Source organism: Leptolyngbya sp. FACHB-1624 (assembly GCF_047649235.1).
GTDB lineage: Bacteria > Cyanobacteriota > Cyanobacteriia > Leptolyngbyales > Leptolyngbyaceae > Leptolyngbya > Leptolyngbya boryana.
Genome location: NZ_CP180258.1, coordinates 6347979 through 6374598 on the forward strand (window position 1 = coordinate 6347979; position 26620 = coordinate 6374598).

The following is a 26620-nucleotide window of genomic DNA, read 5'->3' on the forward strand; positions in this document are numbered from 1 at the left end:
AGTATCTAAATCAGAACAAGGAACACCATGAATAAGCCCGAGTTTTTTGTTACCCCCGGCTATGGGGAATACATGCTGAATAACTTGCATTACTCGCAAGCGGTAAAGATTGGCGATCGCGTAGAGACATCCGGTCAAGGTGGCTGGAATGACAACCTACAAATTCCTGAATCGTTCGCGGACGAGATTGCTCAGGCGTTTCGGAACGTGGAGCAAACCCTGGCAACTGCCGGGGCAGGTTGGGAACACGTTGTCCACGTCAATTCTTACCATGTTGGCGGGTTGCCCCCAGAGGTTAACGATGTGATGGTCAGACTATATCGCCATTACATGCCCAACCATGCCCCAATTTGGACACAGGTAGGAGTCGCGGCTCTTGGACTTCCAACGATGCGAATTGAAATCCGCGTTACTGCAATTGTTCCATGAGTTTCGTACCAGTGGCAGCAGAGGCGGCTCCGTTAAAGTATCCACTTGAACAGAGGAGAAATTTAGATGTCAGACAACAGTAAAGCCATCTTAGAAGCGGCAAACGCGGCGATCGCCCAAGGCAACTATGAAAGATTTTTGTCGTTCTGCACCGACGACAACGATCCTGATGCACTAGACGTTCTGGAACCGTGTTCGGGCGATCGCCCACCTTAGAGGGTGTTTTAAAAGTCGGAGTCGGTCAAATTTTATGCCAATCTCCTAACCATGATCCGAATCATTGCTAAGTAAATCCAAGTCTCTGAAGTTTCTGGAAGTAACTCATAATCCCGAACTAAGCGACGACAGTGCATCAGCCAGCCCAGAGTTCGTTCCACCACCCATCGCTTTTTGAGCAGGACAAAGCCTTTGGTTTGTTCCGGGCGTAAGACCACTTGGACAATCCAACGACAGATGGTGACCACCCAGTGCATAAAGGGAAAGCCATCGAAGCCGCCATCCACCCAAATCGTGTGTAGACGAGACACGGCTTTCCCGCGTTGTCGCACCCGCTGGAGAACAGTTTTGCCGCCGGCGCGTTCTGGGGTGCTGGCAGCAGTGACAAAGACCCGTAAGATCAATCCCAGCGTATCGACCGTGATGAATCGCTTGCGCCCTTTGATCACCTTACCTGCATCAAATCCGATTGCTGCATGCACTCCTGCCGCACTTTTCACGCTTTGGCTATCGACAATTGCTTCAGATGGGCTCGGAGAGCGCCCGACTTCGATGCGGATGCAGCGATAGAGACGGTCGTGAATGCTCAACCAGGTTCCATCCTTACGCCAATTACGAAAGTAAGTGTAGACCGTTTGCCAAGCTGGAAAATCTCCAGGTAACGCTCGCCACCGCACTCCTTCGACTAAAACATAAAAAATTGCATTGAGAATGTCCCATAAGTCTACTTCTCGCGGTCGTCCCCCTGGTTTTGCATCAGGTAGCAGGTCGCTCAACAATTCATATTGGGCAGGAGTGAGGTTACTGGGATACGATTTACTCATGTAGCTCTCTCGGTGCTGTGCTTTTACGTATTTACAGCTTATGACCGGAGAGCTTTTTTACAGCCTCAATTGTCTTTTAAAACATCCTCTGAGAGAATCAGAGTAAGTGCTGATCTCATCGGTATCCAGTTGCATCAGCAGGTTTGCCCATTTCTGTTACCTCCTGAATGTAACGCCAAGCATCCGGTTGAGAACCATCCAAATCAGTAAAACCATACACTTTAGCAAGTTGACCACTGGAAAGCGATTGACCATTCCAACGGGCGACCTCCGGATCAACCGCCAGATGAGCAACGGCACGTCCAACAAAGTGGGGTGTTTCGGAAACGATGAAGTGCGGTTCCTTGACTGTCGCATCCTGCCAGTTCGCTTCACTCACACCAAAACTATCCAGCATCATTTCCGATCGCAACCAACCGGGAGTCAGGCACACTGCTGTACAGCCATGCGGTTGAAGCTCTTGCGCTAATGCCCACGCCATCCGAATAATTGCATTCTTTGCGACATCATAAATTAAGGCTTGCCGATAGTGCTGATTGTTGTAATCTGCTGTTCCATCGGTGAGTTCAACGACGAATCCTCCTGGATTCTGGATCAGCAGTGGCAGGGCAAAGTGACTGGTAATGAGATGAGTCTCAATCGCCGATCGTAACAGGCGTAATCCCCGGTCTAAATCAACTTCCCAAATGGGTTTATCAAACTCGGCAAAATGTTCTGCTCCAATATCATTTACCAAAATATCTAACCGCCCTTGCTCTTGCTCCACACGAACGATAAGCGATCGCACCTGTTCTGGGTCTAAATGATCCACTTGAACGGCAATGCCCTTTCCACCAGCTTGAGTCACTAACTCTGCGGTTTCCTCGATGGTTTCTGGGCGATCGTAATCTGATCGTTGGGTACGGGTGCTTCGTCCTGTCACATACACGATCGCTCCGGCTGCACCCAGTTCGGTTGCAATGCCTCGCCCTGCTCCACGAGTGCCTCCCGCCACGATCGCTACTTTATCTTTTAGTGGTTGCATAATGACCTCTCAAAATTGTTCTAAAAAGTAAATTCAATTCACTGTTCTTGGGATAGTTCATTTGCTTATCGAGATGCAGAGCCAGCATTGAGTTGGTTTATCAGTCCCATCACATCATTTTTTACCCAGCTATCGGTGATCCGACCGTCAACAATTCGCACGATCGTCATCCCCGTCATTGCTACGACGTTGCCTGTTGCAGGTATCCCAAAGATTTCTCCCTGATGCGTTCCGCACGTAGTGGCGCGTGAGCAAACTTGATCGCCTTCAGCAATTTGGTCGTCGATCGTCATCTCTAGGTCAGGAAACGCGGCACGAAACATAGACACGACTTGCCTAATCCCCTCAGCCCCTGGTAACGTTCCGGGTGGTGCTTCATGATAAACATAAGAGGATGTTTTAAAAGACAATTGAGGCTGTAAAAAAGCTCTCCGGTCATAAGCTGTAAATACGTAAAAGCACAGCACCGAGAGAGCTACATGAGTAAATCGTATCCCAGTAACCTCACTCCTGCCCAATATGAATTGTTGAGCGACCTGCTACCTGATGCAAAACCAGGGGGACGACCGCGAGAAGTAGACTTATGGGACATTCTCAATGCAATTTTTTATGTTTTAGTCGAAGGAGTGCGGTGGCGAGCGTTACCTGGAGATTTTCCAGCTTGGCAAACGGTCTACACTTACTTTCGTAATTGGCGTAAGGATGGAACCTGGTTGAGCATTCACGACCGTCTCTATCGCTGCATCCGCATCGAAGTCGGGCGCTCTCCGAGCCCATCTGAAGCAATTGTCGATAGCCAAAGCGTGAAAAGTGCGGCAGGAGTGCATGCAGCAATCGGATTTGATGCAGGTAAGGTGATCAAAGGGCGCAAGCGATTCATCACGGTCGATACGCTGGGATTGATCTTACGGGTCTTTGTCACTGCTGCCAGCACCCCAGAACGCGCCGGCGGCAAAACTGTTCTCCAGCGGGTGCGACAACGCGGGAAAGCCGTGTCTCGTCTACACACGATTTGGGTGGATGGCGGCTTCGATGGCTTTCCCTTTATGCACTGGGTGGTCACCATCTGTCGTTGGATTGTCCAAGTGGTCTTACGCCCGGAACAAACCAAAGGCTTTGTCCTGCTCAAAAAGCGATGGGTGGTGGAACGAACTCTGGGCTGGCTGATGCACTGTCGTCGCTTAGTTCGGGATTATGAGTTACTTCCAGAAACTTCAGAGACTTGGATTTACTTAGCAATGATTCGGATCATGGTTAGGAGATTGGCATAAAATTTGACCGACTCCGACTTTTAAAACACCCTCTAAGACGGAGACAGAAGCTCATCCAACAGATCCACTCTCCCTTTGTTAAATACCTGTTGGATATAACGTCGATAGATGGCTTTGTTGCGTTCAAGCGTGTCATTGGTCGTCATTAGCTTTCCTCCAACGGTCATGCTCACAGCATAAGGGCGACTTCATGACACCCCCTGTCATATTTCGGCGTTAGTGTAGAAGAAGTTGCCAGGGTTCCAGAAATCGTTATGCGTGCCGATCGCCTCCTCTCTATCCTGATGCTGTTGCAGGTTCATACTCGCTTAACCACACGAGAACTGGCAGAGCGACTGGAAGTGTCTGAGCGTACCATTCATCGAGATATGGATGCTCTCAGCAGTGCAGGAGTTCCAGTAGTGGCAGAACGGGGTAAGGGTGGTGGATGGGGGCTGTTGGAGCAGTATCAAACCACGCTGACCGGACTCAACCTGGCAGAAATTCAGGCGTTATTTGTGCCAAAGTCGCCTCATCTACTTGCAGATTTAGGGTGGGGTCAGGCGTTTGAAGCTGCGTTACTCAAGCTTCTAGCCGCCTTACCCGCCGCCAATCGTCAGCAAGCAGAAATAGTGAGCCAGCGCATCCACGTTGACCCAACTGGATGGCAGCACTGGGATGAAGAAATGTCAGCATTTCCGGTTTTGCAAGCCGCCATTTGGCAGGAACGGCAAGTTTTGTTGAGCTACGAACGCGGAAACGGTCAGCGAATTGAACGATTGGTCAACCCGTTGGGATTAGTTGCCAAAGGAAGTGTCTGGTATCTGGTCGCGGCAGTGGATGAAGACGTGCGCTCTTACCGCATTTCACGAGTGCAGAATGCCGTGCTGCTGGATTCTCATTGTATTCGTCCAGTTGGGTTCAATTTAGCTAACTATTGGCAGCGATCGATGATGGAGTTCAAAGCAAATCTCCCTTACTATGGCGTAACGGTGCGAGTTGCTCCAGAGGCAATGCCCTGGCTACGTTATGCGGGGTACTTTGCTCGTATCGAACAGATGATTGATGCCCCCGATGCTGACAGGTGGGTTCATATCTCACTTCGGTTTGATATTGAGAAAGCAGCTTGCGCCTATGTATTGGGGTTTGGTGGACAGATGGAAGTAATTGAACCCCTAGAGTTACGCGATCGCGTGTTGCAAGCAGCAAAAGAGGCGATCTCACTTTATACCAAAGGCATGGCTTAATGATTCACTTGATAGTGCAACAACATGAAACCGTTCTTATAAATTTTGCTGTCGGTTAATTCCAGAGAAGTGAGTGGAATCTTTCCAGAGAAGAGTGGAATCCCTGAACCAAGGAGAAAGGGATGTACTTTCAAAACCACCTCATCGATCGCTGGAAACAGAACAGTGGCTAAATCTCCACCCCCACACAACCAAATATCTTTACCCGATCGCTGTTTGAGTGCTTGAACAAAGGTAGCTGGATCAGATGAAACCAGTTCAACGGCAGGATCGGGGCTTTGCTGAAGAGTACGGGAAAAAAGATACTGCTTCATGTGCGGGTAGGGATTTGTAATTCCCTCTTTAACGCCAACTTCGTAAGTTCTGCGTCCCATCAAAACGCTATCAAAGTGCTGATTCTCAACCGTAATGCCTAACATTCCTCGCAAATGATCTGGAATCGTTTCAGGAAAAGTAGAAAGCAAATCCGCAACGTGTTCTCCCTCCATTAGAAAGAAATCAAACGAACCATCTTTACGGGCAATAAAGCGATCGACCGTACAAGAAATTAGATAAATGAGTTTAGACATACACAGTACCCTCTCAAATCACCGTCTTAACTCACTTCACCCAACCAGGTGAGAGCAAAATTTATCTGTCTTTGGATAGATCGTTGATCACTGCTTGTTCAGCAGCTCATCTCAGGAAGGTGATAGTGCTGCAAGAATAAGATAGCGAGACGATAGAGCATTTTCCTAATTTATAAAGGGTCTGAAGAAATCAATCTGTGAATTAGGAGAAACAAATGGCACAGTTGCTACACATTGATGCAAGTCCCCGTGGAGAGCGTTCTCATTCTCGTCGTATGACTCGTGAGTTTGTCCAACAGTCGCAACAGAGCCATCCCAATGATGCGATCGCTTATCGAGATGTGGGTCGCAATCCCATTCCCCATGTCTATGAAGCCTGGATTGCAGCAGCTTTTTCATCGCCCGAACAATACCCCCCCCGACTCCAGGAAGCGATTCGCCTCAGTGATCAACTGGTAGACGAATTTCTGGCAGCAGATATTTATGTCATCGGTGTTCCCATGTATAACTTTAGCGTTCCCAGCGGATTCAAGGCGTATATCGACCAAATTGTTCGCATCGGGCGCACCGTTGATATTGAATCCAATGAGTCTGGTAATGTGTATACACCGCTCGTCCTCGACAAGAAAATGTATATCATTGAAGCACGGGGGGATTCTGGCTTTCAACCAGGTGGACGCTACGAAGCCATGAACCATCATGACCCTTACCTCGCAACCGTTTTCGGGTTTATGGGTATCACAGATATTACCTCTGTTCACGTCGAAAATGATGAGTCTGGTGGACAAACGTTAGCAGAATCAATTGCCAATGCTCGTCACAAAATCGCTGAGCTAGTTGCTGCATAGGAGTAAATGCTGGTTATGGTAGGAATTACATATCTGTATATTCTGAAACTATTTGCAGCCCTTGGGTGTGGGGTGATCGCTGGAGTATTCTTCGCCTTCTCAACCTTTGTTATGAACGCTCTGGCTCAACAACCTCCCGCTCAGGGAATTGCCACGATGCAATCCATCAACATTACGGTGATTAATCCCTGGTTTATGGCTGCCTTTCTGGGGACGAGTCTTGTTTGTCTGATTTTAATTGCCTTTTCACTCCTCCGATGGCAACAACCCGGTACTGCTTATTTGCTGGTCAGTGCTTTGTTCTACCTGATCGGTTGTTTTGGAGTGACAATGGTGTTTAACGTTCCGCTGAATGATGCGTTAGCTGCTGCCAATCCCAACAGTCCAGAAGGTGCAAATCTCTGGGCTAGATACCTGACGAATTGGACGTTTTGGAATCATGTGCGGGCGATCGCCGCATTCATCGCAGCCGCCTTATTCACAATGGCACTCAATGCTTCACCAAAACCGTAGAGTCCGATGAATTCACTGGAATATACGATTCTTTGGCGCAGATTAGATTGTCCTGGACACGATAGTTGTTGTCTCTGGAAGTCTGGTGATGGTTGGCAATTATCTGGAACAGCCATCTTCTTGTTTGAGCAACAGCCTTGTCTTTTATCCTATGAAGTGAATACTGATAGCAACTGGGAAACCCGCACCGCAAACATTTCAGATTATATCGGTAAATCAATCATTGCTCTGACAATTGCTCGTACTCCAAATAATCGTTGGAGTATCAATGACAAAGAATTACAGAACGCAGCAGACTGCATTGATTTAGATCTAGGATTTACTCCAGCCACTAATTTGATTGCCATTCGTCGGTTGGCGTTGGCGGTTGGAGCGCGATCGCCAGCCCCTGCTGCATGGCTAGATTTTCCAGACTTCATGCTGAAACGATTGGAACAACACTACCACCGATTATCCCACGATAGCTACAAGTACACATCGCCCGATGCAGGCTATGCCAATGTTTTAGAAGTAGATGATTATGGGGCAATCACTCGTTATCCTCAACTTTGGGCGCAGGAGATATGAACATCAAACTCGCTTAGCAGAAGATAAAGGGACAGGATGACCAATCAAGGATGACTCTCGCAGATTCTCATTCCCCGATAAATCAACCATGTTGCGACGTTTTTCTTCCAGTTCCAACTTAGTCCTGATCGGCATCAAAATGATTGAGATCGCCTTCATTATTCTATTTTTTCTACCGTCACTTGTTAGCCTTCGTCTTAATCTATTAATCTCGTTACTGGTTAATCAACGCGGTAGCGTCTTAACGGATAGTCCAGAGATCATTGCCTTAAGAAAAATCATTGCTGACAGTTATCTTCTTCAAAACGCTTATCTCTTCTTAACGGGTATTGTTTGCTAGCTGCCGGACTATTTAAACAAACCAATCGCTAGAACATATCCGAGAATCACGCCCGCAAGCTCAAAATTTCTCAAGCCAGGAGGAATATGAGCGACGTATGAGAATTCCTCTCTTCCTGTTTATTTCAGCACGTAAATCAATTCACGCTTCCCCAGCCCGCCTCTCTCACAAACCAACAGGAAAGCGATAGAACTTAAGGAGTACATGACGAACCATCTAACTTATGGAACCCTACATCAGCTTGATTACGCTCGGAGTTTCTGACCTTGTTCGCTCCACTGCCTTTTACAAGCAGGGGTTGGGTTTACCTGCGAAAGAAGAGTTTGAGGGTGTGACTTTTTTGAATCTTAGAGGAACCTGGTTGGCTCTTTATGCGCGTGAGGCACTTGCAGCCGATGCTCACATTTCAGCAGCAGGAAGTGGTTTTTCAGGGTTTACTCTGGCACACAATGTGAAGTCGAAGGAAGCGGTCGATGCCGTCCTTGAACAAGCAAGAGCGGCAGGAGCTACCATGCTCAAACCTGCACAAGATACTGATTGGGGTGGATATTCTGGCTACTTCGCCGATCCAGATGGTTACCTGTGGGAAGTCGCCTGGAGCCCTCATTTTGATTTGACCAATAGATAGCTGTTCATTGGGTAGGAAGCTGTGGAGATTATCACCAAACGATTTCTTCTACGTGATTTTGTTCAGGAGGATGAGCCTGCATTCCTTGCCTATCATGCTGACCCTCGTTATGCCGAGTTCTGTTCACCGGAAGAAGTGACACCTGACTTTACTGATCAACTGTTTCAACGGTTTATGCAGTGGGCAACCGACGTTCCGCGATGCAATTACCAGTTAGCAGTCATCGATCGCCGCAATCTGGAATTAATTGGCTGTGGTGGATTGCGGCAGGATAATGATGCTACTGGGCAGGCAGAACTTGGCATTGAGCTAGCACCTCTATACTGGGGGCGTTATGCCTATGCGATCGAAATCGGGAAAGCACTGATTGATTTTGGGTTCCGCAATTTGGGACTGGAGGAAATTATCGGTATTTCTGTGAGTGCTAACCTGAGAGTATCCCGGCTAGCAGAACGTTACGGATTCCAGGTGCTCGATGCACAACCGGGTTCTGACTGGATGCAGATGCAGGGGTGGAGCCAGATTAAGTGGCAGCTTACCAGAGAATCATGGGAGCATTTATTTCCTTTGCCCCGTTCGGTTAATTGAGCTTGTTGGAAGAGGAAGCAACGTAATTCAAGATATTCCACCTCGCATGATTGGTTTTGGGCTATTTCCTCCCCACGTGCAGGTTTAGAGATTAGGAGATGTTTTATGGAAAAACAAATTGTTCATCTGTTTGTATTTAACACGCTTGCTGACTGGGAAACAGGATATGCCGTCGCTGGAATCAATAATCCAGATATGCAAAAACAGCCGGGACAGTATCAGATCCAAACGGTTGGTTTAGACGCTGAACCTGTCGCCACAATCGGCGGACTCACAATTCTTCCTGATATCACCCTCGATGAATTGGAACCGGGAGCTATGCTGATTTTGCCAGGTGGTGAAGCTTGGGATAGAGGTGAAAACTCGAAAATTCTGGAGTCTACGAAAGCATTGTTGGCAGCGAATATTCCGGTTGCTGCTATCTGTGGTGCAACCGCAGGATTGGCGCGTGCTGGCATTCTGGATGATATTCCTCACACCAGCAATGCCCCAGAGTATCTGCAAGTAACAAATTATCGAGGGGCAGCCCTGTATCAAAATCAGCCCGTTGTTACTTCCGGTAATGTCATTACAGCGAACTCCACTGCACCCCTTGAGTTTGCCTACCACATCTTCAAGAAACTCGACCTTTACGAGCCTCCCGTCTTAGAAGCCTGGTATAGGCTATTCAAAACGGGGGATGCCTCGTACTACTTCACGCTGGAACAGCTAACCACTTGACCTATTTTCAAGTGAGGCGATCTAAACGATCTATTCTGGAAAAAGAGACGCGATCGCGTAAGTTGACTAGCGATGATGAAAGACAGAATGAGGTTGCGCTACAGATTACTTCTGCTAGGGACGTTGATTGTGCTGGTGTTCCAACTCAGAGCAAACGCGGTTCAGCCAAGCCTTGAGATGAAAATCGATCGCTTCATTACTCACCAGATGACCACTCAACACATTCCTGGTCTAGCTTTAGCAATTACCCACGAAAATCAGGTGATGTATGTCAAAGGCTATGGTAAAGCGATCGCTCAGCAACCTGTCACGCCACAAACCCCATTTCCGATCGCCTCACTGAGCAAATCCTTTACAGCGATCGCTGTGCTGCAATTAGTAGAAGCTGGGAAAATTGATTTGGATGCCCCTGTGAAACAATACCTGCCAAACTTCACTCTGGCTGATACTAAAACGGCTGATCTAATCACGATTCGTCACTTACTGAATCACACCAGTGGGTTATCTGACCTGAGCTTTTCAGAAGCATTTCTACCCCAACCCACTACAAATGCAGAGCGAATACAGAGTGTGCAAAAAGCTCGTCCTGTTGCGGTTCATGGAACCCAATTTCACTATTTCAATCCTAACTATGATGTCTTGGCACGAGTTGTGGAAGTGGTCAGCGGTCAATCTTTTGGAGAGTATTTGCGATCGCACATTTTCATCCCGCTTCAGATGTCCCAGACATTTCATGCCACAACAATGGCTGAGGCACTTCAACGCGGTGATCGTATGGCAACGGGACATCTAATGGCGTTCGCAATCCCGTTTGCGGCTCAAGAACTATCGGGCTATCTGGGCGGCAATGCTGGCGTTATTTCTACAGCAGAGGATATGGCGAAGTATCTGATTTTGCACACGAATGAGGGACGGTTTGAAGACAAGCAATTTCTAACTTTAGACAGCATGGCTCTCATGCATATGCCACCACCGCAAATTAAAAGTCCTTATGCAATGGGATGGTTTGTCACAACGGAAAATGGCAGAAAGACTCTCCAACATAATGGTATTTTGTCTACGTTCTACACCGATGTTGCGGTATTACCGGACGAAAAGTACGGTATTGCTCTGCTCTACACCATTAGTGCAACGTCGCTCATTGCGTTTGCACTACCGCAAATTAAAGCGGGATTAATTCAATTACTAACAGATGGAATGCTTCCTCCAGATAGTTTTAACATTAATCTCTGGGGTATCAGTCTCGCAATCTTGACAACTATTGGTGTAGCATTAGCAATTCGTAGTCTACTGTATTTTCCTCAGTGGAAACGAAAGACCCGCGCAACATCTAGATGGCAAATTCTATTGGGTATTGCATGGATGTTTTTCCCGTTAGTTGTCATGCTAGCGATGCCTTGGCTAGTAGGGATGATGAGCGATCGCATTTTCAACTACCAACAACTCTTCCGAGCCATGCCAGATGTGATGCTTTGGCTGGGTCTGTGTGCAGGGTTGGGTTCCATCAACGGAACGATCCGTCTGATCGCTTGTGCTAATGATAGGCAGTCGAAGGAAAGCGGAAGATGAGCAAGCCTAATGTGGTACGAAAGTTTTTCAGTTCCCATTAAAAGCTTTGCCGCTTCAATTAATTAACTTTGTCTATGCCCAGGTACCTAGAAGAGTCGATCCGCTGGGTGCAACAGATGGAAAATACCTATCGCACGATCCTAACCAAGCAGCGTCCAATTGTAGAGAGTGATTCCATCTTTGAAACAGCTTCAGTCAGAGCTTGTGGCTACTGGATGTTGGATACATTAACGCGACATCTTGAATCTGCTGTACGAAAGGATCTGAATTGGGGAATTTCTACTACCCGCCAACGGATTTTGGCTCGCTTAGAAGCATTCATTACAACAACGCAAGAATTCAATTAACTTCCTGGTTTACGCGGCACTGCTAGTCGGTTGTTGGATCTGTTGCAGCAGCGTTGGAGAGGTACGCCTTCTCTCCCTGATTACCCAGCATTCAGATGACTATCGTGGAAATGAAAGATTCATGCGATACCCAAATGGCAAACCCTATTGGGTATCGCATGGAGAATAAGCTTTTTTGCAGGACTTGGTTTCGTCAATGGAACAATACGGCTTATTGCTTGCGTCGATAATGGGCGGTCATGAACTGCTGCCACTGCCCATCATCGCTCAACATATGTGAGGTTAATACCCGGTGATCGTCACTCTTGAACTCGATCACATCTTTGTACTTGCCTAGCTTCTCCTCACCCGTCATGACAGGTCCATCAGAGTTGAGTGTTAGTGCAGTTTCAGAAGCATCTAGTTCACCGTCATATATCCAGAGATACGTCATCATTGAGCCAATCCAGGTGCCCACATAGCGCTGTTTCTGTGGGTCGTAGCCAAGGGTCATCAGAGTTGTTGCAGAACCACAGCCACCCATCTCACCCTGTCCTTCTGCCAATATCCAGAGTCCACCCAGAGAGCGCACCGTTTCTGTTCCCATTGATTTGACGGGAGGTTGATCAGGTTCCATCATCGCTTCGATTTCATACGTCCACTCACCAACGAGTTTCTGGAGCCACTGATGTTCTTTCTGCGGTTGAGCAGGCATAGATGGAGTTTGTTCAGTTTGAATCGTTTCCATTTTGTTCTCCTTGTGATGAATGAGAAGTGCGATCGCAGTAGATTTAACGTAGAAGTGCCGCGTTTCTATCCATAGGTCGGCTTTTGCGGATATCCAGGGGGTGAGTCTTCAAAGTCTTCCTGCCGTCCGTAGGGGGTCATATCCAGCAGGCTGTAGGAGTCAGTGAGGGATTCAACGCCACGGGCGTAGGTCGAGTAGGTGTGGAAAACATCGTCGCCTAGACGGAAGAAAACGCTGAGTCCGTGGCTCTCGCCTTGTATTACATTGGGTCCGTTTAATCGCTCTAACTCCGCCTTGTCTCGATAGTTGTATTCGGTGGGTGCAATAGTTTCATCCAGCGTGACATGGAAGTCGTAGTTGAAATCACTGCCAAAGGAGGAATACCAGGGAAGCGTCCATCCCTTCAGCGTCTTGTAGGCTTCCAACTTGGGTAACGGGGCGCGCGCGACTAACGCAAAGGTCGTATCCCGTTCATTCAGCATAGATAAATCGCCCAGCGAATGAACAAAGCCTGTGCAACCCATACAGCCCTTCTCCCACTCTGGTGCAAACATGAAGTGGTAGATGATCAGTTGAGTTCGTCCCTCAAACAAATCAACGAGTTTGGTAGCACCGTTTGATCCTTCAAAAGCGTATTCCTTGTCAAGTTTGACCATTGGTAGCCTACGTCGTTCTGCGTTGATACGATCGCGCTGCTTAGTCAACTCTTTTTCGTGTTCAAGCAATGTTTTCCGAGCAGTCAACCACTCATCTTTTCCAACAACTTTTGGATGTGAAATTGTATTCTGAACCATTGTGAATCTCCATGAATAATAAAAAGCTCAAGCGACCTGATCGCAGTTGACCATCCACAGTTTGCCAAACTGATCAACTAACATGCCGAAGCGAACGGACCAGAACGTTTGCGCGATCGCCATTTTTACTTTGCCGTTTTCTGCCAGAGCGCGAAAAATTCTTTCTGCCTCGTCTGGGTCAGATACGCTCACCTGGACGTAGAAGCCTTGAGGGGGTTCAAAATATCCCGGTGGGCAGTCAGCCCATAAGGAAGCGATCTTCCAGTTCAAGGCAGGCGTGCATGATTTTGTCGTGCAATTCAGCTGAAACATTTTCTGCGGAGGGTGCTTCCTTGTGAGTCATCATCATGGTGATTTTTCCACCCAGACATTGCTCGTAGAACTTGAACGCTGCCTCACAGTTTCTGTCGAACATGAGATAAGAATTGATTTTCATGACTACTTCTGGGGTTCCTTCAAAGGATTGCGTTTTTTTCCTTTGGTTTGAACTTCAAATTGCTGATGGATTGAGTCTCAACGTCAAGATTTTGGAAGTCCTGCAATTTCAAGAACAGGGCGAATTTCGACCGTACCGACTCGCGCCCCTGGAATTCGATTGGCGATCGCGATCGCTTCATCCAGATCCTGAGCATTGACCAGGTAGAACCCGCCCAATTGCTCACGGGTTTCGGCAAAGGGTCCATCGGTTACAAGCGATTTGCCCTCACGGACGCGAACACTGGTAGCCGTTGCAACAGGATGAAGGGGAGCAGATGCCACAAATTGTCCCTTTGCATGGAGATCCTGGGCGACCTGGGCAGACTCCACGTAGCAATGCTCGCGCTCGGTATCACTCATGGCGTTTTCGTCCATATAGATCAGCAGCAAATATTTCATTGGGTTGTCTCCTTTGTGATTCAGTCGAATGGGAATTGCCCAAATCGACACCTGACAGCAAAAATTTTGTTTAGTACAATTGAACTTTAGCTCTCTTTGTTAGTCAGTCGAACGGGAATCACCCAAATCGACATTTTGCCCAAACTTTTTTGTGTCGTTTTATGACAGGTACGGCTTCAACTCCAAAATCCGACGTTGCTCAGGCAATTGCCTCTGTCTATAAGACGGAATGGGGGCGAATTGTTGCTATCCTCATTCGCTTGTTGGGAGATTTTGATTTAGCTGAAGAAGCTGCACAAGAGGCGTTTGCAGCAGCAGTCAATCAATGGGAAACCAGTGGGATTCCCGATCTTCCTCGTGCCTGAATTATCCGAACTGCTCGATATAAAGAGATCGATCGCCTGCGACGACGAACACGACTAACCGAAAAACTAGAGTGGTACGCGGCATCAGGGTTAATTCCGTCGAGTGAAGAACCAACCTATGGCAGTGATGAAATTGAAGACGATCGCCTGCGATTAATCTTCACTTGTTGCCACCCAGCACTGGCGATCGAAACTCAGGTGGCATTGACGCTGCGAATGCTAGGAGGACTGGAAACCGACGAAATTGCCCGCGCCTTTCTGGTTCCTACAGCAACGATGGCACAGCGGTTGGTACGTGCTAAACGCAAGATTCGAGATGCAGGCATTCCCTATAAAGTGCCAGAGACAACCGACCTCTCCCCTCGGATAGAGGCAGTACTGACGGTAATCTATCTCATCTTTAATGAAGGTTATGCTGCAACCAAAGGTAATTCGATCGTGCGGGCTGACTTTTGCACTGAAGCAATTCGGCTGGGGCAACTGGTGCGAGAATTGATGTCGCCTCAACCTCCATCTGAAGTCACAGCACTCGTGGCGCTGATGTTGCTACACGACTCGCGACGTGATGCCCGTTTGGATGAGGCAGGCGATCTAATTTTGTTGGAAGATCAGGATCGGAGTCGTTGGAACCACCCCCAGATTGCTGAGGCATTGCCTCTGGTAGAAGAAGCCTTACGGGGTGGAACGGGAGTGTATGCTCTACAAGCGGCGATCGCTGCCCTCCACTGTCAGGCAGCCCGCGCCGAACAAACGGACTGGGTACAGATTGTGCGACTCTACGAAGTGTTGGAACGCTTGCAGCCTTCACCGATTGTGACCTTGAATCGAGCAGTGGCGATCGCAATGGCAGACGGTCCCCAATCGGCGTTTGCACTGGTTGATCAACTTGCTCCAGAACTTGATAGCTATCATCTGTTTCATGCCACCCGTGCAGATTTATTCCGGCGTGTTGGAGCATTAGAGGAAGCGAGCCAGAACTATACACGGGCACTGGAATTGGTGACAAACGACAGTGAGCGTCGCTTCTTGGAGCGTCGATTGCGCGAAGTATAGTCTAACATTCAGCTCGGCTAAAGGTTTGCAACCGTTTAGCTTGAGCAAGCGCGATTGTACAATGACTTTTTATATGTCATAGTGACGAATTAGTGTCGTTGAGTTAGTGTCGTTGAGACTGTAAAGCTTGTCTCTTCTGACGTTTAGCGTCCAGTGCAAATTCAGAGAATATAACCTTACCTCCAGCTCAAGACTTGGAAGTTTGTTGGGGCAAGACTATCTCAATGACAAGATTTTGTCTCGATGTCATTTAATTTGGCACTGTACAGCAATTGTCACATTTGTCCCCATAGAAAGTCGATCGACCCCAGTTGCTTGTTGCTATTTGGTTACGAAGGTGGAATACCGAGCAAGTGGTGAATTTTGTTAGCCCTTTGTACATTTGCGGAAATTAGATCAGATGACGATTTAGATAACCCATTGGATAAGCCGATGATGTTGCTTGCAACTTCTCTGACTTTATCTCCTGAAGGCAGTCGAAACACTTTAGAAGTAAAGGAATAACAAGGAATTAAATACATTTGAGCGTGAAGGCGTGAAGATAGTTTTCGCAAATTTACTGAAGCCAGCTTTTCAACTTCTTCACCAGCCACACCAGGATTCGCATAAATATTTGCGTATTCAATTAATGCAAGGGCAATATCAGCAACAGTCCTTCTAAATTCATGAACTGGCTCTATAAGCGAATAACAAGGAATTAAATACATTTGAGCGTGAAGGCGTGAAGATAGTTTTCGCAAATTTACTGAAGCCAGCTTTTCAACTTCTTCACCAGCCACACCAGGATTCGCATAAATATTTGCGTATTCAATTAATGCAAGGGCAATATCAGCAACAGTCCTTCTAAATTCATGAACTGGCTCTATAAGCAGTTTGAGTAAAATTTGCCCTAGTACAAAAGTTGCAACACCAGAAATAATAGTTACAAATACCGTCATCGTTCTTATGTAGAGCGTGTTCCTAGCTGTGCTGGGGTTTCTACCTGTCTAACAGTTATGGACAACGTTCCTGCACAGTTTCAATGCCTCTTTTGTAACCTATTTCTGAACCCCATCCTATAAGCACTGGCACTATTGACGAGATCAGCGACAGATGCGCTAGTTCTCGATCGTTCGGGCATCAAGCCAAAAGACGTGACCGAGAAGGTAAGCCGCACGATCGGTCTTGTTGTCCCTAATCAGCAAGGGGTGAACTTGAAGCCCTGGAAGAAGTATGTAACTTCGGTGGATGAAGTTGAGCGGCTGACTGGGCACGATTTTTTCGGGAACCTGCCTGATGCTGTTCAGGAAGTAATTGAAACGTGAGTTCGATGAGGGAAAGTAGCGCAAAAGAAAAGCTGAGACTACGTTTGAAAGAGTAATCAAAATCTTTCGAGCCTCAGCTTATGTGTCTCCCGTCAATTACATTGGCACATTTAGAGCATCAATTTTCTCCTCCTTTTTGCTACAAAATTCAACTTCAAATCAATGGAATCAGGTAGTGTTCGCATCCAAGTTGAAAGTAAGGTGTAGATGATCACGTTTCCAAACGACAACTAAAAATGCTGTACTACTCGGATGGACTGAAGATGGACTCAAGCTGAGTAGTACAGGGACAAAAAAGCAGCACAAATTGTCAAACTGAATCGTTGAAATCCAGGCTGGACGGAAGAACTTCTGCACTTTTAAGCAGAGCCTCAAGGTAAAGTGAGTTCAGGATAGGAGTGCTGAATTAAGTCGTGTGAGTGCGTGAGATTGCGGCTTGTTTGCGAAAACTCTCGGCTTGCATTTCGAGAATGGTCGCGTGATGGACTAAGCGATCTATGGCAGCGACCGTCATCATCGAGTCCGTAAAGATGCTATCCCACTGGCTGAAAGGTTGATTGGCTGTAATCAGTAGACTGCGCCGTTCATAGCGATGAGCAATCAACTCAAACAGCACCGAGGTTTCCGCCTCTGACTTTTTGACATAGCCCAAGTCGTCAATGATCAGCAGATCGTACTTATCGAGTTTGACAAGAAAAGCAGGTAATTGCAGTTGTAGTTTTGCTTGCTGAAGTTGCTGAACGAGCGTGGTGGCAGGCAGGAACTTCACCCATTTGCCCAACTCTATCATGGAACGCCCTAGTGCCGAACTGACATGTGTTTTCCCAGTTCCACTCGGTCCAAAGATGAGGATATTGGAGGCAGTTTGCAACCAACTGGTCGATTCGGCAAATTGCATCACCACTGCCGGATTGAGACTAGGAACATGAGCGAACTCAAAATTAGACCAGGATTTTCCGCAAGGCAATTGCGCTTCGGTGAGCGCGCGGGCAATCCGAGCCTGGTCGCGACGGGTTGCTTCCCCTTCGGCGAGTGCTAAGAGGAATTGAGCGTAGCTCCAATTCTCCTGAGTGGCTTGATGTTCGACCGTCTGCCAATCGGACAGGAAGTGGCTCAACTTGAGGCGTTTGAGCACCGTCGTCAGGGTTTGGTAGGGACTCAACTGGGACTGGGGATTGTTTCTGTGTTTGGAAGAGTTGGTCATAGCTCGATAGTGCGTGTTGCATTGAAGCAACTTCGGGAACAGGTAGGGATTTCATCAGATTGAATCGATGTTGGAGACGAGAGAGGGTGAATGTACCGGCTGCAAGCTCAGTTTTGAGATAGTTCGCCACTTCGACTTCTCGGTCTTGAGTGGCTGCAATGTACAAGGCCTCAACCATCCAACGAGCAGCAGTATCGGGATCAGTGCCGCGTTTCATCTGTTGCCAGAGTTCGCGCCAGTCGGCATCGGGCAGTAAGTCTTCCTGCCATTGGCAGTGCAGAAATGCTCTGGGTTTTCGACGCAGACTCTCGACGATATGGCGATAGTTGATGCAGCGCGCCCGTCGAATCGTTGCACTGCCATGGACATGAAGACGAGGCAACACAACGACTTGAGTCGTGCCGACAAAGCCCGCAATCTGGTCGTGATAGAGATGTAATGTCAGTTGCTGCCCAATCAGTCGAGACGGCACACTGTAAAGAATGCAACGCACACTGATGGTACTGTGGGCACTGACTCGACTACTTAAAACCTCATAATCCGCCGTCCGATATTGCGGTAAGCTTTGCAAAGTGGAACGTTCCAGCTCAAATTTTTGCTGGCACTTGGCATTGAGCTTTGCTATCACCGATTCGATGAACACCTGATACTGAGCGACACTCTCAAAATCAAAGCTGCCTCGACGGTACAGCGCCTGACACAATCGGCGTTTGAAGTACCCATGAGACGACTCGATGGAACCGTTTTCATGAGCCACGCCTGGGTTGTTTCGAGTCGGTTGCATCCGGTAGTGGTCACAGATCGCGGCATACATTTGCGTCAATTGCGGATTGCGGCTACCCGTGTTGCGATATGCCGCACTGAGACTATCGGTGCGATGTTGCTGGGGCACTCCTCCACAGGCAAACAGCGCATTTTGTAAGCCTTGGGATAAGCCCACAAAGCTCTCCCCACCCTGAATTACCTGCACATATTGCCACCCACTAAACGCCAGTCGATAGTGATACAAAATGTGCTGAAACGCTTGTCCTCTGACTGTTACGGTGACACCCTTGAGGTGCGTAAAGTCAGACAGTCCCAGGACTCCCGGAGAATGCTGAATCTTGAACATCACTTCTTTCGGTTTCCCGTGTTGAGCTTTCCAATCTTTGACCCGTCGTTCTACGGTTCTCAGTTTGTCGTCATATTGTCCGGGATATAACTCTTGCAGCGTTTCAAACAACGTGATGGGGTGTAGGCGAGGTTCTCGTTCTAGCATCGGAAGCAAGTCTGCTTCCCAATGCCCATCGAGTGGGTCTTTGCGGGTTTTCCAATCTCTCGGTCGTCCGCGTTTGGGTCGATGCGTCCCATTTTCAATCCGCTGGGCGGTACGTCTTGAAATCCCAGCTTTGGCTGCCGAGGTTTGTCGGGAATGTCCCGATTGTTTCGCGTTCATGTACAGTTGAACCTGTTGATATTTTATTGATACGGGCACTAGGAAGTCTCGAATTGCAAGTTTGGACGCATCCTAGTGTCTTTTCTTTGAAGATCTCGTTGGATCAAGATTGCTGAATCAAGCTGCTCGATCTGATCCGGTTTGCAAATGAGAAGGTGTTCTCTTATTTGGAAAATTTGGGGTGGGCAACGTAATTGTCAGTTGAGCCAATACAATTGTCGCGCCATACATTTCAATTGGATGTACCAGTAAATCCATCTCAAATAGGCTTCGCAGTTGTTCAACTGCCGACTCATCGACATCGGCTAGAAAACGGCTCAAGGTTGCTGCAACTGGACACTTTGCTCGTTTCCAAACTGACATGAGCACAGGTTTAACGCTCTCTAGCTGCTCGAAAAATAACTTGAGCGTTTCGACTCCACTGACGGCATAAGCGAGCAGTAACAGCACAAAGTCACACACCTCATACTGTCCCATCCGTCCACGACTGACTCGCACCTGTTGCTGTAACTGTTCGAGCAATCCACTCTGATTCCAGTATTGTCCCACCAACAGTGCTTCTGCCAACCAAGTTGGAATCGCAAGATTGGATTGTTCTGTTGCTGTGACTTCTAACAAACCTGCTACAGTAAAGCGAACATTGTTTTCTGACATCGGGAACTGCCTCCATGCAGTACGGCTCGATGTCTTTTTCTAGCGAATTTGTCGAACTTTAGAATCCCCTCTCTGCCTTGCTTCTAGCATTTACCCTAGCACTGGTTGCGTATCTCGTGAGCACAGGCAACGTTGGCAACTTGAAGTCACCTTTGAGGAGGTACGGGCACATCTTGGTGTTGAGACTCAACGTCAGTGGTCAGATTTAGCTATCGCTAGAACCACGCCAGCTTTGCTTGGACTCTTTTCTCTAGTCGTCTTATTCGCACATCAGGTCAGTACCAAGCAGCCTTGGCAACTGCCACAATCGGCTTGGTACTGCAAATCCCGTCCCACCTTTTCGGATGCGCTTGCGCTGGTACGCTCTCGCCTGTGGGAGTTTCGACTTTTTCAGATATCCAATTTAGACACAACCGATGTTAAAGTCCCCAGCAAAATTGTAGATATCTGGTTAGAGCAGCTTTGCTATGCTGCCTAATGGATAAAGTCGAGCTTAGACTTATCTCTCTCAATTGGAGCAAAAAGGACGCCAGCGAGCTTTGCCGCCCTAGTTTTTCAGCAGGGTCTGAACGCGATTGCTCTTATTCAGTCGAAGTTTTGGCACCGCTGTCACACTCTGAAAATGCTGGCTCATTCGGAGGGGGTAGCATTCAAATTGTGGGGCAGGATGTGTTTGAGTGACTGAAATAATGGCGCAAGTCCCATGACCGCCTAACTTTTCACTGCTTTTTCCTCCTCTACAGTGAAACGAACTAAGTCGGAGCCTTCAATCATTTGTAAAGCAAATTGGTCAGAAGTCAGAGTATTCAGAGTTAGATTTAACTTTCCTTCTATCTCCGTAACCAAATTTTTAACATTAAGGCTTCTAGTTCCAGGAAGGCTAGGAGAATCTGGAGAAACTTTCCAATTCTTGTGATCCAAATTCACACTAGGGGATTGGGTTTGGTCGTTTGTCTTAGCCTCACTTCCATCTTTGTTTTTGAGGTCTTTACTGAAATCCTCTTTCAATTTTTTCAATCCAAAGTGTAGCGTTTCAGGCTTAAGATGGATATCTACCCGATGAATGTCTCCTTGAAATAAGCAGAGCAGCACATCATTGGCTAAACGCTCCATCCTAAGAAGTGGTAATTTCAGGTAGTATTCTTTATCTTTATTATTGATAATCGTGTAATTATATTGTCGATCGCGATCCGGCATCATCATACAGAGTTGAGGATTATTGGCATCGCCAACGATCGTTTCAACATAGTCAGGACTTGTATCTAAGTCTGTCAGAGTCCAAGTTTCTATACCATCAGTTTGTTGAATTCGCAGTTTATCCGGCAACGGTATACCGATTCGATGCAGGTTTTGTTTTAAGTTAGGCAGAGCAGATGCTCTGATTTCTTGATCTTGCATCTTAAGTTCTGACTCAATATCTTTAGAGAGCTTATAATATCCATCAACGAGTAACCCAGCCCAACCAGAGACTGCCTCCGAGCGCAATAGCAAACCGCTCGTGATGGGATAACGGTTACTTGCGATAATGTGATAAAAGTCTTGTAGTTGGTCGGTTTCTGTGCAACGTCCCAGACTAAAAGCGCCATCTAGTAGGCAATCAATCCAGAGGGGATCAACCTGAAAAAATCGGATTGATTCTTCTGGTAGCATTCGAGCATCAGGAACTAGATAGTTGAAAGGAACACCTTGAAGTTGGTTGAGCTTGTCAAACCAAGTGTTAACTTCTGAAGGCGCATTCAAGCTAGGCAGATTATTGAAAAGTTGTAGATGAGGATCAGCGATCGCTTGTCTTCTTTGATGAAATTGTTGAACGTGATTACGCTTCCACTGTGTTAGAGCTACAGAAAAGTGCTGGTCTTGTAATGCTAGCAGTCGTCCAAGTTGCCAAGCGGCGGCGTAAGTTGTTTCAAACAGTCCGCTCTTTTGGTCGATACAAAGCAGCTGATCCGAGACACGCAGGTTTGCCCCGAAGAAAGGTGTCACTTGATAGAGGGTATTTTGTGTGCGATCTCCCCAGTAGTAATGGGTTTGATTCATCTCAGATTTGATATGCCAGCCTTTCTTTTCAGGAGGGCTATCGGTTTTCTTCAGCGAGTATAGACGATCGGTCGTTTTACAAGGACGCAATGGACTATGATACCAGGCGATCGTTTTACCTCCTTTACGCAGGTAGTAATTTAGAGCCACATAGCCTTGATTGAGATAGTCGTTCTTAGCTTCGGGTAAACGGAGTGTGTCTTGGTTGAGATGAAGTAGAATTTGTTTAAAGTTGCGATCGGGATCTGTACAAGAGAAACTCCAGGATTTGAGGCTAACGAATCGAACTAAGTCTTTTTCTCTATAATCGAAAACTTTTTTAGGCTCATCTATTTTATCTATGAATCGATTCTCAAGAGAGACTAAGTGTACAGTTGTCAATCCACCACGTTGAGGGAGGCGATTAGCAATGACGATCGCGACTTCAGCATCATTTGTAAATACATTCAAAACCTTTTTTTGTTGTACGGAGTCTTCTCTAGCAACGTATTGTTTGCCGTTTTCAGCATCTGTAATGACCCATTCCTTCTTGGTTCCATTTTGACGACAAGCGATCGAGCAAGCACCAAAAAGACGAATGCCACCTTGTTTAATTTCTTCTTTGAAAGCAGCAAATTCTTCCTTAAAAATATCTTCAGCCGCTTGGGTTGACCCTTCCTTACACTCATTTAGTTGTGCCAAGTAAGATTCATCAATATCGACACTGAGTTCTTTGCGTTGACGGACATGAGCTAAGTAGGGCAGATCTTCAAAGCTTGGCAAAATGACATTGAGAAGGCTTTTCTGGACATCGATGACCGTGACTTTGTCGCTCTCTCGCTGGGCAATTTCGAGCTTAAAATCAGGAAACCAACTTCCACTTTGAGAACTATCTTCGATAAGCTCGCTTAGTTTGATAATCTTGGGTTCTGAAACTCTACCTTGTTCGATATCGCTTTGATGAAATACGAGTAAGGCTAGCCAGGGCTGATTGCCACGAGTGCTTTGAATATCTCGCTCCCAAGGTAGCGTACTGCGATTCAGAATAATGTGCGGTAAGACGTTGGAATGATCTCCATGATTGCCTGGAGGCGGGAACATCTCATAAATGTCTTGAGGCGGTAAGTCGAAGCGAGGTCCTGCAACTGAGAATGATTTTGTGTCTTGAAACGTACTGTTGCTACCTTGAATCTTAGATCCGGTCACAGTTTGCGTTACGGTGATTGTGTAATCTCCTGACACAAGACCTGGCTTGTGGTATTGAATGAATTCGATTTTGCCGGAAAGAACGGAGCTGCTCATGGGTTACACCATTATGACTTGAGGAACTTCGAGAAATTCGTCAATCAATCTTCGATCTAAGTCCTGATCTAGAGGATCTGAAGCATCGGTCGCGATCCATTTGTCTAAACCTTCTAATAGGATTTGATTTGGTGTTTTTAAATTGATTTTCGCGGAGGCTTCCCGGTCTATCTGACTCGCTGTAGAAGCTTGCCATGAGAAAGCTTTTGGAAAGCCGTCGTCGTTATATGCTAGAACACTGCATTTGATGTCATTCGTATCACCAGGGGCAGGAGGCGTAGCAGGTCGAATTTCAAACCCGCAGAGCGCGCCCGGAATGGGTTTATCATTCAAGTCGGGTTGAAGTTTTGTGCCCCACAAGGCAGAGGGAACGGATTTGTAGAGAGGAGTGTATGAGAAATCATCTTCGCAGCGTTTGCTATCACGCTTAACTTCAAGCGATAGAGTCGAAGTAAAATCACCAGGAGATACTGCCATAGAACCGACTCCCAGGATAGTGTTCAGCTTTCTCTGCGAGTTACCGGATAGTTCTTCACGAGTGCAGGGAATCACTGTATCGATTTGGAGAACTAGATCTTTTGGGTTAATAATCCAGCGTTCTTGACCTTGATCTTGAAAGGTGCGAGACAGTCCATCTTTAGCCGACAGTGTGCAGAGTTCTCGATCGCTGGGTAAGAATGCTTCCTTAAATTTTGCCCATGTGAGCGGATTGGGCTTAGAGTTGCCTTGTTTACCAAATTTGATATCGAACTGGACGATTTTAAGATTAACTCTGGCAATTCCCTGAAATTCTGGTCCCCAAATTCGTAGGAAGACTCCGATACTAAACTCAAATGTTTTGAGAAAGGTTCGATAAGAGACTCGAATGCCGATCGAGATTTCAGCTTCGTAGTAAAAGGGTTGCCAAGCGACTAAAAAATCAGCATTAAAGTTAAACCAAGCTTGTAATTCATCTTGAGCGAAGTAGGCTTCAAGACTGCCGCCAGCCATGACAGCAGAGGAGGTGAGGGCAAAATAGGCACTTCCTTTGATGCTTAAGTTGCTATCGACTTGCCAGTTTAGGCGGAAGCGATCGACCTTGGGATAATGTGCTGGAATATTGAAGCGAGGATGATATCCACCCACGATCAGCACAAAATCGCCTGCATGGGGACCAGAAAACCAGCTATAGAAGGCAAAACCACCGCTAATCTGACAATCCCGCGAGAAAACGTATGCACCGGGTAGAATCTTGCCGTCAACTTTGAGAATGCCTTCTTTTGGAACGAATTCTGCGATTAGACCAATGCTAACTTCTGCGATCGGGGGTTGTCCTGTTGCGGGTGGGGGAGCAACAATCTTAGAAATGCCAAGGAGTTTGAGGCGAAATTCGTCGCCAAAGGTGGCAATGAGTAGCGCAAAGGAATCAATCAGCTTAAAGGATGTGAACTTCACGCCCACTGCTAGAAATATTTTACCGGGATCGGGGGGAATGTAGGATTGAAGCTGACCCAGAACATCCGATAGCTTCCCTTTTTCTTGTTTTGAAAGTGCTGTACTGGGAGATGAACTACTGTGCTCTTTGGGAACTGAAGGGGTGGCATTGAGAACTAATCGAACGAGAGGAAAACTAGCAACTTCTTCGACAGCGGTGGGAGTGCGGAGCGATCGATTGTAGCCAAAGCCTAGCGCCAAGCCTGTGACAAAGAAGAAAGGCGGTCCTCCGAGCGAACGATCGAGGAAAGCGTAGATAAACAGGGAGGGACTGCCATTGATTTCGGTGTAGGAACCGATCGCAGTGAGCGAGAAGGCTTCTGTGCGAATCAGGGCTGCACCGCTGTATTGATCAACGATTTGACCGTTCGCGAGTGTGATTTGTTCTCGGAGAAAGGCTCCACCAATTTGGAGAGGTCCTTTGCCTGTGTATTGCAGTCCAATTCCGTCGAGGCGAAAGCGAGGTTTGAGGAGTGCTTTGGGGTTCTTGAAGGCAGCGAGGACATCGAAACCGACAGCTAACCCATTGAGGCTGAGGGTCAGATCAGACGCAGATAACGCCATATCGAGCAGGAGCCACACGAGTTTTTCATAGTAGCGAACACCGACGCGGTTAAAGCTGACAGGTCCAACTTTTTTCTGAACATTGAACCACTTGGTAGTACCGAGATTGGGTGATGAACTTGATTGAGGTTTCTGGGATGGCGAAGTATCTGCATTTTCAGATGCAGTTGTAGGTGTGGGTGCGGGTGCGGGTGTAATTTTAGGGGCAGGTATAGTTTTAGGTGTAGTTGTTCCTGCCATTGAGAAATCGATTGGGTAAATCTCTTCACCAAAGCGCAGGATCGTAGAGAGAGAGCCGCCTTTAGAGAGCGTTTGTGATTGCTTTAGGTATTTGTCGATCGCTGTGTAATCAGCAGATTTGTCCTGAATCCTTTTTAGCTGCTCTTGAGTAAAATCTGCTGAGATGATCAGAAAGCGAAAGCTATCTATAGCAAGACTTTTATCACTGGGAAGTTTATCACCGATTAAGGGTAAATCTGTTAGAGCAGGTAGCTCAATCCCTAGATCGAGTCCGAAAATAAATTTTGATGTATTCGGTTTTGCAGGGTCAGATTTTTCTTTTTGATAGACGACTAGCCCTGATTTGGGTTTAATTTTTAGATCTTTTATTTCGTTGGGGAGATTGTCGATCGCATTGGCAAAGATCTTGCCGATCGAGATTTCTGTTTTGCTTTCAAATCCTGCGATAAATCCATCGTTTAGGACGATCGGATCTAGCTCAAAATCATCTAAGGTTAGCTTAAAGCGAGTCTTGCCTTGAATTCTTTGGATGGTTAGACAAAATAGCAGTCCTGAAACGTTTACTTTACAGCTAAAGTCGCTTTTGTTTAAGAATTGCGTCAGGCTGATTGAATCGATCGCTAACTCTTCAAAAAGCTTTGCGAGTTCTTGAAGTGCATCTGCAACTTCTTTTGGCTCAAATTTAGTATTTTGAGCAAAGCTGCCAGATTTGAGATTGAGATCGGTGTAGCTGGCTTGTGAGTAAGTTTGCTGCTCTGCGTCCTTGCCTGTCTCGATTTGAGGTTTTATCTCTCTACCTGAGATCAAGAAGATAGGAGCAACAATAATTTGAGATTTTGGGTTTTTGTTGCTGTCAGGCATAGTAAATTTTGCCTCATAGATACGACAAAGAGAGGGATTCGTATTAGTTTAGGAAGAGAGCCAAAACTAATAC

Annotated in this window: 30 protein-coding genes and 1 pseudogene; 16 read left to right on the forward strand and 15 right to left on the reverse strand. The window is 47.0% G+C overall.

Annotated elements, in window-relative coordinates:
• Nucleotides 1-27: 27 nt before the first annotated feature.
• Together ACMUEV_RS30200 and ACMUEV_RS30205 are read left to right on the forward strand one after the other, a co-directional pair.
• Nucleotides 28-429 (forward strand): RidA family protein, encoded by a 402-nt coding sequence (locus ACMUEV_RS30200; RefSeq protein WP_190653386.1) that lies wholly within the window; start codon nucleotides 28-30, stop codon nucleotides 427-429.
• 66 nt (nucleotides 430-495) lie between these two features.
• Nucleotides 496-645 (forward strand): hypothetical protein, encoded by a 150-nt coding sequence (locus ACMUEV_RS30205; RefSeq protein WP_199329724.1) that lies wholly within the window; start codon nucleotides 496-498, stop codon nucleotides 643-645.
• 32 nt (nucleotides 646-677) lie between these two features.
• On the opposite strand, the gene ACMUEV_RS30210 is transcribed toward ACMUEV_RS30205, so the two are convergent.
• The 3 genes from ACMUEV_RS30210 to ACMUEV_RS30220 form a co-directional block, all read right to left on the reverse strand.
• Nucleotides 678-1469 carry an IS5 family transposase gene (locus tag ACMUEV_RS30210; RefSeq protein ID WP_415354614.1) on the reverse strand — a complete coding sequence of 264 codons (792 nt, stop codon included), beginning with the start codon at nucleotides 1467-1469 and terminating at the stop codon, nucleotides 678-680.
• 115 nt (nucleotides 1470-1584) lie between these two features.
• Nucleotides 1585-2493: an SDR family oxidoreductase gene (locus tag ACMUEV_RS30215; RefSeq protein WP_415354719.1), complete on the reverse strand. Its 909-nt coding sequence runs from the start codon at nucleotides 2491-2493 to the stop codon at nucleotides 1585-1587.
• 65 nt (nucleotides 2494-2558) lie between these two features.
• Nucleotides 2559-2960 (reverse strand): ester cyclase, encoded by a 402-nt coding sequence (locus ACMUEV_RS30220; protein ID WP_415354720.1) that lies wholly within the window; start codon nucleotides 2958-2960, stop codon nucleotides 2559-2561.
• A gap of 12 nt (nucleotides 2961-2972) precedes the next feature.
• Here ACMUEV_RS30220 and ACMUEV_RS30225 point away from each other — a divergent pair, with 12 nt between their 5' ends.
• The gene (locus ACMUEV_RS30225) at nucleotides 2973-3764 is read left to right on the forward strand and encodes an IS5 family transposase (RefSeq protein WP_415354614.1); all 792 of its coding nucleotides are present in this window, start codon (nucleotides 2973-2975) and stop codon (nucleotides 3762-3764) included.
• A 254-nt stretch (nucleotides 3765-4018) separates the two neighbouring features.
• Complete coding sequence (locus ACMUEV_RS30230) at nucleotides 4019-4990, forward strand: helix-turn-helix transcriptional regulator (RefSeq protein ID WP_190650627.1); 972 nt, start codon at nucleotides 4019-4021, stop codon at nucleotides 4988-4990.
• Here the strand turns inward: ACMUEV_RS30230 and ACMUEV_RS30235 are convergent.
• The gene (locus ACMUEV_RS30235; RefSeq protein ID WP_017291500.1) at nucleotides 4987-5559 is read right to left on the reverse strand and encodes a dihydrofolate reductase family protein; all 573 of its coding nucleotides are present in this window, start codon (nucleotides 5557-5559) and stop codon (nucleotides 4987-4989) included. The genes ACMUEV_RS30230 and ACMUEV_RS30235 overlap by 4 nt on opposite strands.
• 215 nt (nucleotides 5560-5774) lie before the next feature.
• Here ACMUEV_RS30235 and ACMUEV_RS30240 point away from each other — a divergent pair, with 215 nt between their 5' ends.
• From ACMUEV_RS30240 to ACMUEV_RS30275, 8 genes are all read left to right on the forward strand, one after another.
• Entirely contained in the window at nucleotides 5775-6407 is a 633-nt protein-coding gene (locus ACMUEV_RS30240; protein ID WP_190650625.1) for an FMN-dependent NADH-azoreductase, read from the forward strand.
• 15 nt (nucleotides 6408-6422) lie between these two features.
• The gene (locus tag ACMUEV_RS30245) at nucleotides 6423-6920 is read left to right on the forward strand and encodes a DUF1772 domain-containing protein (RefSeq protein ID WP_026149050.1); all 498 of its coding nucleotides are present in this window, start codon (nucleotides 6423-6425) and stop codon (nucleotides 6918-6920) included.
• Nucleotides 6921-6926: 6 nt separating this feature from the next.
• A complete protein-coding gene (locus ACMUEV_RS30250; protein ID WP_190650623.1) occupies nucleotides 6927-7487 on the forward strand; it encodes a putative glycolipid-binding domain-containing protein in 561 nt (186 codons plus the stop codon).
• Between the two features lie 563 nt (nucleotides 7488-8050).
• Nucleotides 8051-8455, forward strand: a complete 405-nt coding sequence (locus ACMUEV_RS30255) for a VOC family protein (RefSeq protein ID WP_190650621.1) — start codon at nucleotides 8051-8053, stop codon at nucleotides 8453-8455.
• 21 nt (nucleotides 8456-8476) lie between these two features.
• On the forward strand, nucleotides 8477-9043 hold the full coding sequence (locus ACMUEV_RS30260; protein WP_017291494.1) for a GNAT family N-acetyltransferase: 567 nt from the start codon (nucleotides 8477-8479) through the stop codon (nucleotides 9041-9043).
• Nucleotides 9044-9148: 105 nt separating this feature from the next.
• Nucleotides 9149-9763 (forward strand): type 1 glutamine amidotransferase family protein, encoded by a 615-nt coding sequence (locus ACMUEV_RS30265; protein WP_017291493.1) that lies wholly within the window; start codon nucleotides 9149-9151, stop codon nucleotides 9761-9763.
• Between the two features lie 72 nt (nucleotides 9764-9835).
• Entirely contained in the window at nucleotides 9836-11332 is a 1497-nt protein-coding gene (locus tag ACMUEV_RS30270) for a serine hydrolase domain-containing protein (RefSeq protein WP_190650619.1), read from the forward strand.
• A gap of 74 nt (nucleotides 11333-11406) precedes the next feature.
• The gene (locus ACMUEV_RS30275; RefSeq protein ID WP_190650617.1) at nucleotides 11407-11679 is read left to right on the forward strand and encodes a hypothetical protein; all 273 of its coding nucleotides are present in this window, start codon (nucleotides 11407-11409) and stop codon (nucleotides 11677-11679) included.
• A gap of 211 nt (nucleotides 11680-11890) precedes the next feature.
• Here ACMUEV_RS30275 and ACMUEV_RS30280 read toward each other — a convergent pair whose 3' ends face one another.
• From ACMUEV_RS30280 to ACMUEV_RS30300, 5 genes are all read right to left on the reverse strand, one after another.
• A complete protein-coding gene (locus ACMUEV_RS30280; protein WP_190650615.1) occupies nucleotides 11891-12406 on the reverse strand; it encodes a DUF1579 domain-containing protein in 516 nt (171 codons plus the stop codon).
• Between the two features lie 65 nt (nucleotides 12407-12471).
• Nucleotides 12472-13200, reverse strand: coding sequence for a DUF899 domain-containing protein (locus tag ACMUEV_RS30285; protein ID WP_190650614.1), 729 nt, complete (start codon nucleotides 13198-13200; stop codon nucleotides 12472-12474).
• A 27-nt stretch (nucleotides 13201-13227) separates the two neighbouring features.
• The gene (locus ACMUEV_RS30290) at nucleotides 13228-13470 is read right to left on the reverse strand and encodes a hypothetical protein (protein WP_242044360.1); all 243 of its coding nucleotides are present in this window, start codon (nucleotides 13468-13470) and stop codon (nucleotides 13228-13230) included.
• Nucleotides 13439-13636: a VOC family protein gene (locus tag ACMUEV_RS30295; RefSeq protein ID WP_242044358.1), complete on the reverse strand. Its 198-nt coding sequence runs from the start codon at nucleotides 13634-13636 to the stop codon at nucleotides 13439-13441. Before ACMUEV_RS30295 ends, ACMUEV_RS30290 begins: the two co-directional genes overlap by 32 nt.
• 83 nt (nucleotides 13637-13719) lie before the next feature.
• Nucleotides 13720-14076: a YciI family protein gene (locus tag ACMUEV_RS30300; RefSeq protein ID WP_026149049.1), complete on the reverse strand. Its 357-nt coding sequence runs from the start codon at nucleotides 14074-14076 to the stop codon at nucleotides 13720-13722.
• 161 nt (nucleotides 14077-14237) lie between these two features.
• Between ACMUEV_RS30300 and ACMUEV_RS30305 the strand changes: the two genes are divergently transcribed.
• Together ACMUEV_RS30305 and ACMUEV_RS30310 are read left to right on the forward strand one after the other, a co-directional pair.
• Nucleotides 14238-14441, forward strand: a complete 204-nt coding sequence (locus ACMUEV_RS30305) for a hypothetical protein (RefSeq protein ID WP_242044357.1) — start codon at nucleotides 14238-14240, stop codon at nucleotides 14439-14441.
• A 198-nt stretch (nucleotides 14442-14639) separates the two neighbouring features.
• Nucleotides 14640-15494 (forward strand): RNA polymerase sigma factor, encoded by an 855-nt coding sequence (locus ACMUEV_RS30310; protein WP_415354721.1) that lies wholly within the window; start codon nucleotides 14640-14642, stop codon nucleotides 15492-15494.
• 329 nt (nucleotides 15495-15823) lie between these two features.
• On the opposite strand, the gene ACMUEV_RS30315 is transcribed toward ACMUEV_RS30310, so the two are convergent.
• A complete protein-coding gene (locus ACMUEV_RS30315; RefSeq protein ID WP_415354722.1) occupies nucleotides 15824-16432 on the reverse strand; it encodes a hypothetical protein in 609 nt (202 codons plus the stop codon).
• Between the two features lie 135 nt (nucleotides 16433-16567).
• Between ACMUEV_RS30315 and ACMUEV_RS30320 the strand changes: the two genes are divergently transcribed.
• On the forward strand, nucleotides 16568-16798 hold the full coding sequence (locus ACMUEV_RS30320) for a DNA/RNA non-specific endonuclease (protein WP_190650612.1): 231 nt from the start codon (nucleotides 16568-16570) through the stop codon (nucleotides 16796-16798).
• A 406-nt stretch (nucleotides 16799-17204) separates the two neighbouring features.
• Here ACMUEV_RS30320 and istB read toward each other — a convergent pair whose 3' ends face one another.
• The 3 genes and pseudogenes from istB to ACMUEV_RS30335 all read right to left on the reverse strand — a co-directional run bounded on the left by istB (nucleotide 17205) and on the right by ACMUEV_RS30335 (nucleotide 20091).
• Nucleotides 17205-18002 carry an IS21-like element helper ATPase IstB gene (gene istB / locus ACMUEV_RS30325; protein WP_415354657.1) on the reverse strand — a complete coding sequence of 266 codons (798 nt, stop codon included), beginning with the start codon at nucleotides 18000-18002 and terminating at the stop codon, nucleotides 17205-17207.
• 379 nt (nucleotides 18003-18381) lie between these two features.
• Nucleotides 18382-19437 (reverse strand): annotated as a pseudogene (gene istA, locus ACMUEV_RS30330) (IS21 family transposase); the annotation flags it as partial.
• 117 nt (nucleotides 19438-19554) lie between these two features.
• Nucleotides 19555-20091: a hypothetical protein gene (locus ACMUEV_RS30335; RefSeq protein ID WP_190652213.1), complete on the reverse strand. Its 537-nt coding sequence runs from the start codon at nucleotides 20089-20091 to the stop codon at nucleotides 19555-19557.
• 232 nt (nucleotides 20092-20323) lie between these two features.
• Here ACMUEV_RS30335 and ACMUEV_RS30340 point away from each other — a divergent pair, with 232 nt between their 5' ends.
• A complete protein-coding gene (locus ACMUEV_RS30340) occupies nucleotides 20324-20569 on the forward strand; it encodes a hypothetical protein (RefSeq protein ID WP_190652214.1) in 246 nt (81 codons plus the stop codon).
• Between the two features lie 233 nt (nucleotides 20570-20802).
• Here the strand turns inward: ACMUEV_RS30340 and ACMUEV_RS30345 are convergent, their stop codons facing one another.
• Both ACMUEV_RS30345 and ACMUEV_RS30350 read right to left on the reverse strand, forming a co-directional pair.
• Complete coding sequence (locus ACMUEV_RS30345) at nucleotides 20803-23409, reverse strand: hypothetical protein (protein ID WP_190652215.1); 2607 nt, start codon at nucleotides 23407-23409, stop codon at nucleotides 20803-20805.
• Nucleotides 23410-23412: 3 nt separating this feature from the next.
• The gene (locus ACMUEV_RS30350) at nucleotides 23413-26547 is read right to left on the reverse strand and encodes a DUF6603 domain-containing protein (RefSeq protein WP_190652216.1); all 3135 of its coding nucleotides are present in this window, start codon (nucleotides 26545-26547) and stop codon (nucleotides 23413-23415) included.
• Nucleotides 26548-26620 lie beyond the last annotated feature (73 nt).

Bases quoted from the DNA above. Each gene is read 5' to 3' on its own strand.
- ACMUEV_RS30200 (WP_190653386.1), top strand. From the start codon at position 28: ATGAATAAGCCCGAGTTTTTTGTTACCCCCGGCTATGGGGAATACATG.
- ACMUEV_RS30205 (WP_199329724.1), top strand. From the start codon at position 496: ATGTCAGACAACAGTAAAGCCATCTTAGAAGCGGCAAACGCGGCGATC.
- ACMUEV_RS30210 (WP_415354614.1), bottom strand. From the start codon at position 1,469: ATGAGTAAATCGTATCCCAGTAACCTCACTCCTGCCCAATATGAATTG.
- ACMUEV_RS30215 (WP_415354719.1), bottom strand. From the start codon at position 2,493: ATGCAACCACTAAAAGATAAAGTAGCGATCGTGGCGGGAGGCACTCGT.
- ACMUEV_RS30225 (WP_415354614.1), top strand. From the start codon at position 2,973: ATGAGTAAATCGTATCCCAGTAACCTCACTCCTGCCCAATATGAATTG.
- ACMUEV_RS30230 (WP_190650627.1), top strand. From the start codon at position 4,019: ATGCGTGCCGATCGCCTCCTCTCTATCCTGATGCTGTTGCAGGTTCAT.
- ACMUEV_RS30235 (WP_017291500.1), bottom strand. From the start codon at position 5,559: ATGTCTAAACTCATTTATCTAATTTCTTGTACGGTCGATCGCTTTATT.
- ACMUEV_RS30240 (WP_190650625.1), top strand. From the start codon at position 5,775: ATGGCACAGTTGCTACACATTGATGCAAGTCCCCGTGGAGAGCGTTCT.
- ACMUEV_RS30245 (WP_026149050.1), top strand. From the start codon at position 6,423: ATGGTAGGAATTACATATCTGTATATTCTGAAACTATTTGCAGCCCTT.
- ACMUEV_RS30250 (WP_190650623.1), top strand. From the start codon at position 6,927: ATGAATTCACTGGAATATACGATTCTTTGGCGCAGATTAGATTGTCCT.
- ACMUEV_RS30255 (WP_190650621.1), top strand. From the start codon at position 8,051: ATGGAACCCTACATCAGCTTGATTACGCTCGGAGTTTCTGACCTTGTT.
- ACMUEV_RS30265 (WP_017291493.1), top strand. From the start codon at position 9,149: ATGGAAAAACAAATTGTTCATCTGTTTGTATTTAACACGCTTGCTGAC.
- ACMUEV_RS30270 (WP_190650619.1), top strand. From the start codon at position 9,836: ATGATGAAAGACAGAATGAGGTTGCGCTACAGATTACTTCTGCTAGGG.
- ACMUEV_RS30275 (WP_190650617.1), top strand. From the start codon at position 11,407: ATGCCCAGGTACCTAGAAGAGTCGATCCGCTGGGTGCAACAGATGGAA.
- ACMUEV_RS30280 (WP_190650615.1), bottom strand. From the start codon at position 12,406: ATGGAAACGATTCAAACTGAACAAACTCCATCTATGCCTGCTCAACCG.
- ACMUEV_RS30285 (WP_190650614.1), bottom strand. From the start codon at position 13,200: ATGGTTCAGAATACAATTTCACATCCAAAAGTTGTTGGAAAAGATGAG.
- ACMUEV_RS30295 (WP_242044358.1), bottom strand. From the start codon at position 13,636: ATGAAAATCAATTCTTATCTCATGTTCGACAGAAACTGTGAGGCAGCG.
- ACMUEV_RS30300 (WP_026149049.1), bottom strand. From the start codon at position 14,076: ATGAAATATTTGCTGCTGATCTATATGGACGAAAACGCCATGAGTGAT.
- ACMUEV_RS30305 (WP_242044357.1), top strand. From the start codon at position 14,238: ATGACAGGTACGGCTTCAACTCCAAAATCCGACGTTGCTCAGGCAATT.
- ACMUEV_RS30315 (WP_415354722.1), bottom strand. From the start codon at position 16,432: ATGACGGTATTTGTAACTATTATTTCTGGTGTTGCAACTTTTGTACTA.
- istB (WP_415354657.1), bottom strand. From the start codon at position 18,002: ATGACCAACTCTTCCAAACACAGAAACAATCCCCAGTCCCAGTTGAGT.
- ACMUEV_RS30335 (WP_190652213.1), bottom strand. From the start codon at position 20,091: ATGTCAGAAAACAATGTTCGCTTTACTGTAGCAGGTTTGTTAGAAGTC.
- ACMUEV_RS30345 (WP_190652215.1), bottom strand. From the start codon at position 23,409: ATGAGCAGCTCCGTTCTTTCCGGCAAAATCGAATTCATTCAATACCAC.
- ACMUEV_RS30350 (WP_190652216.1), bottom strand. From the start codon at position 26,547: ATGCCTGACAGCAACAAAAACCCAAAATCTCAAATTATTGTTGCTCCT.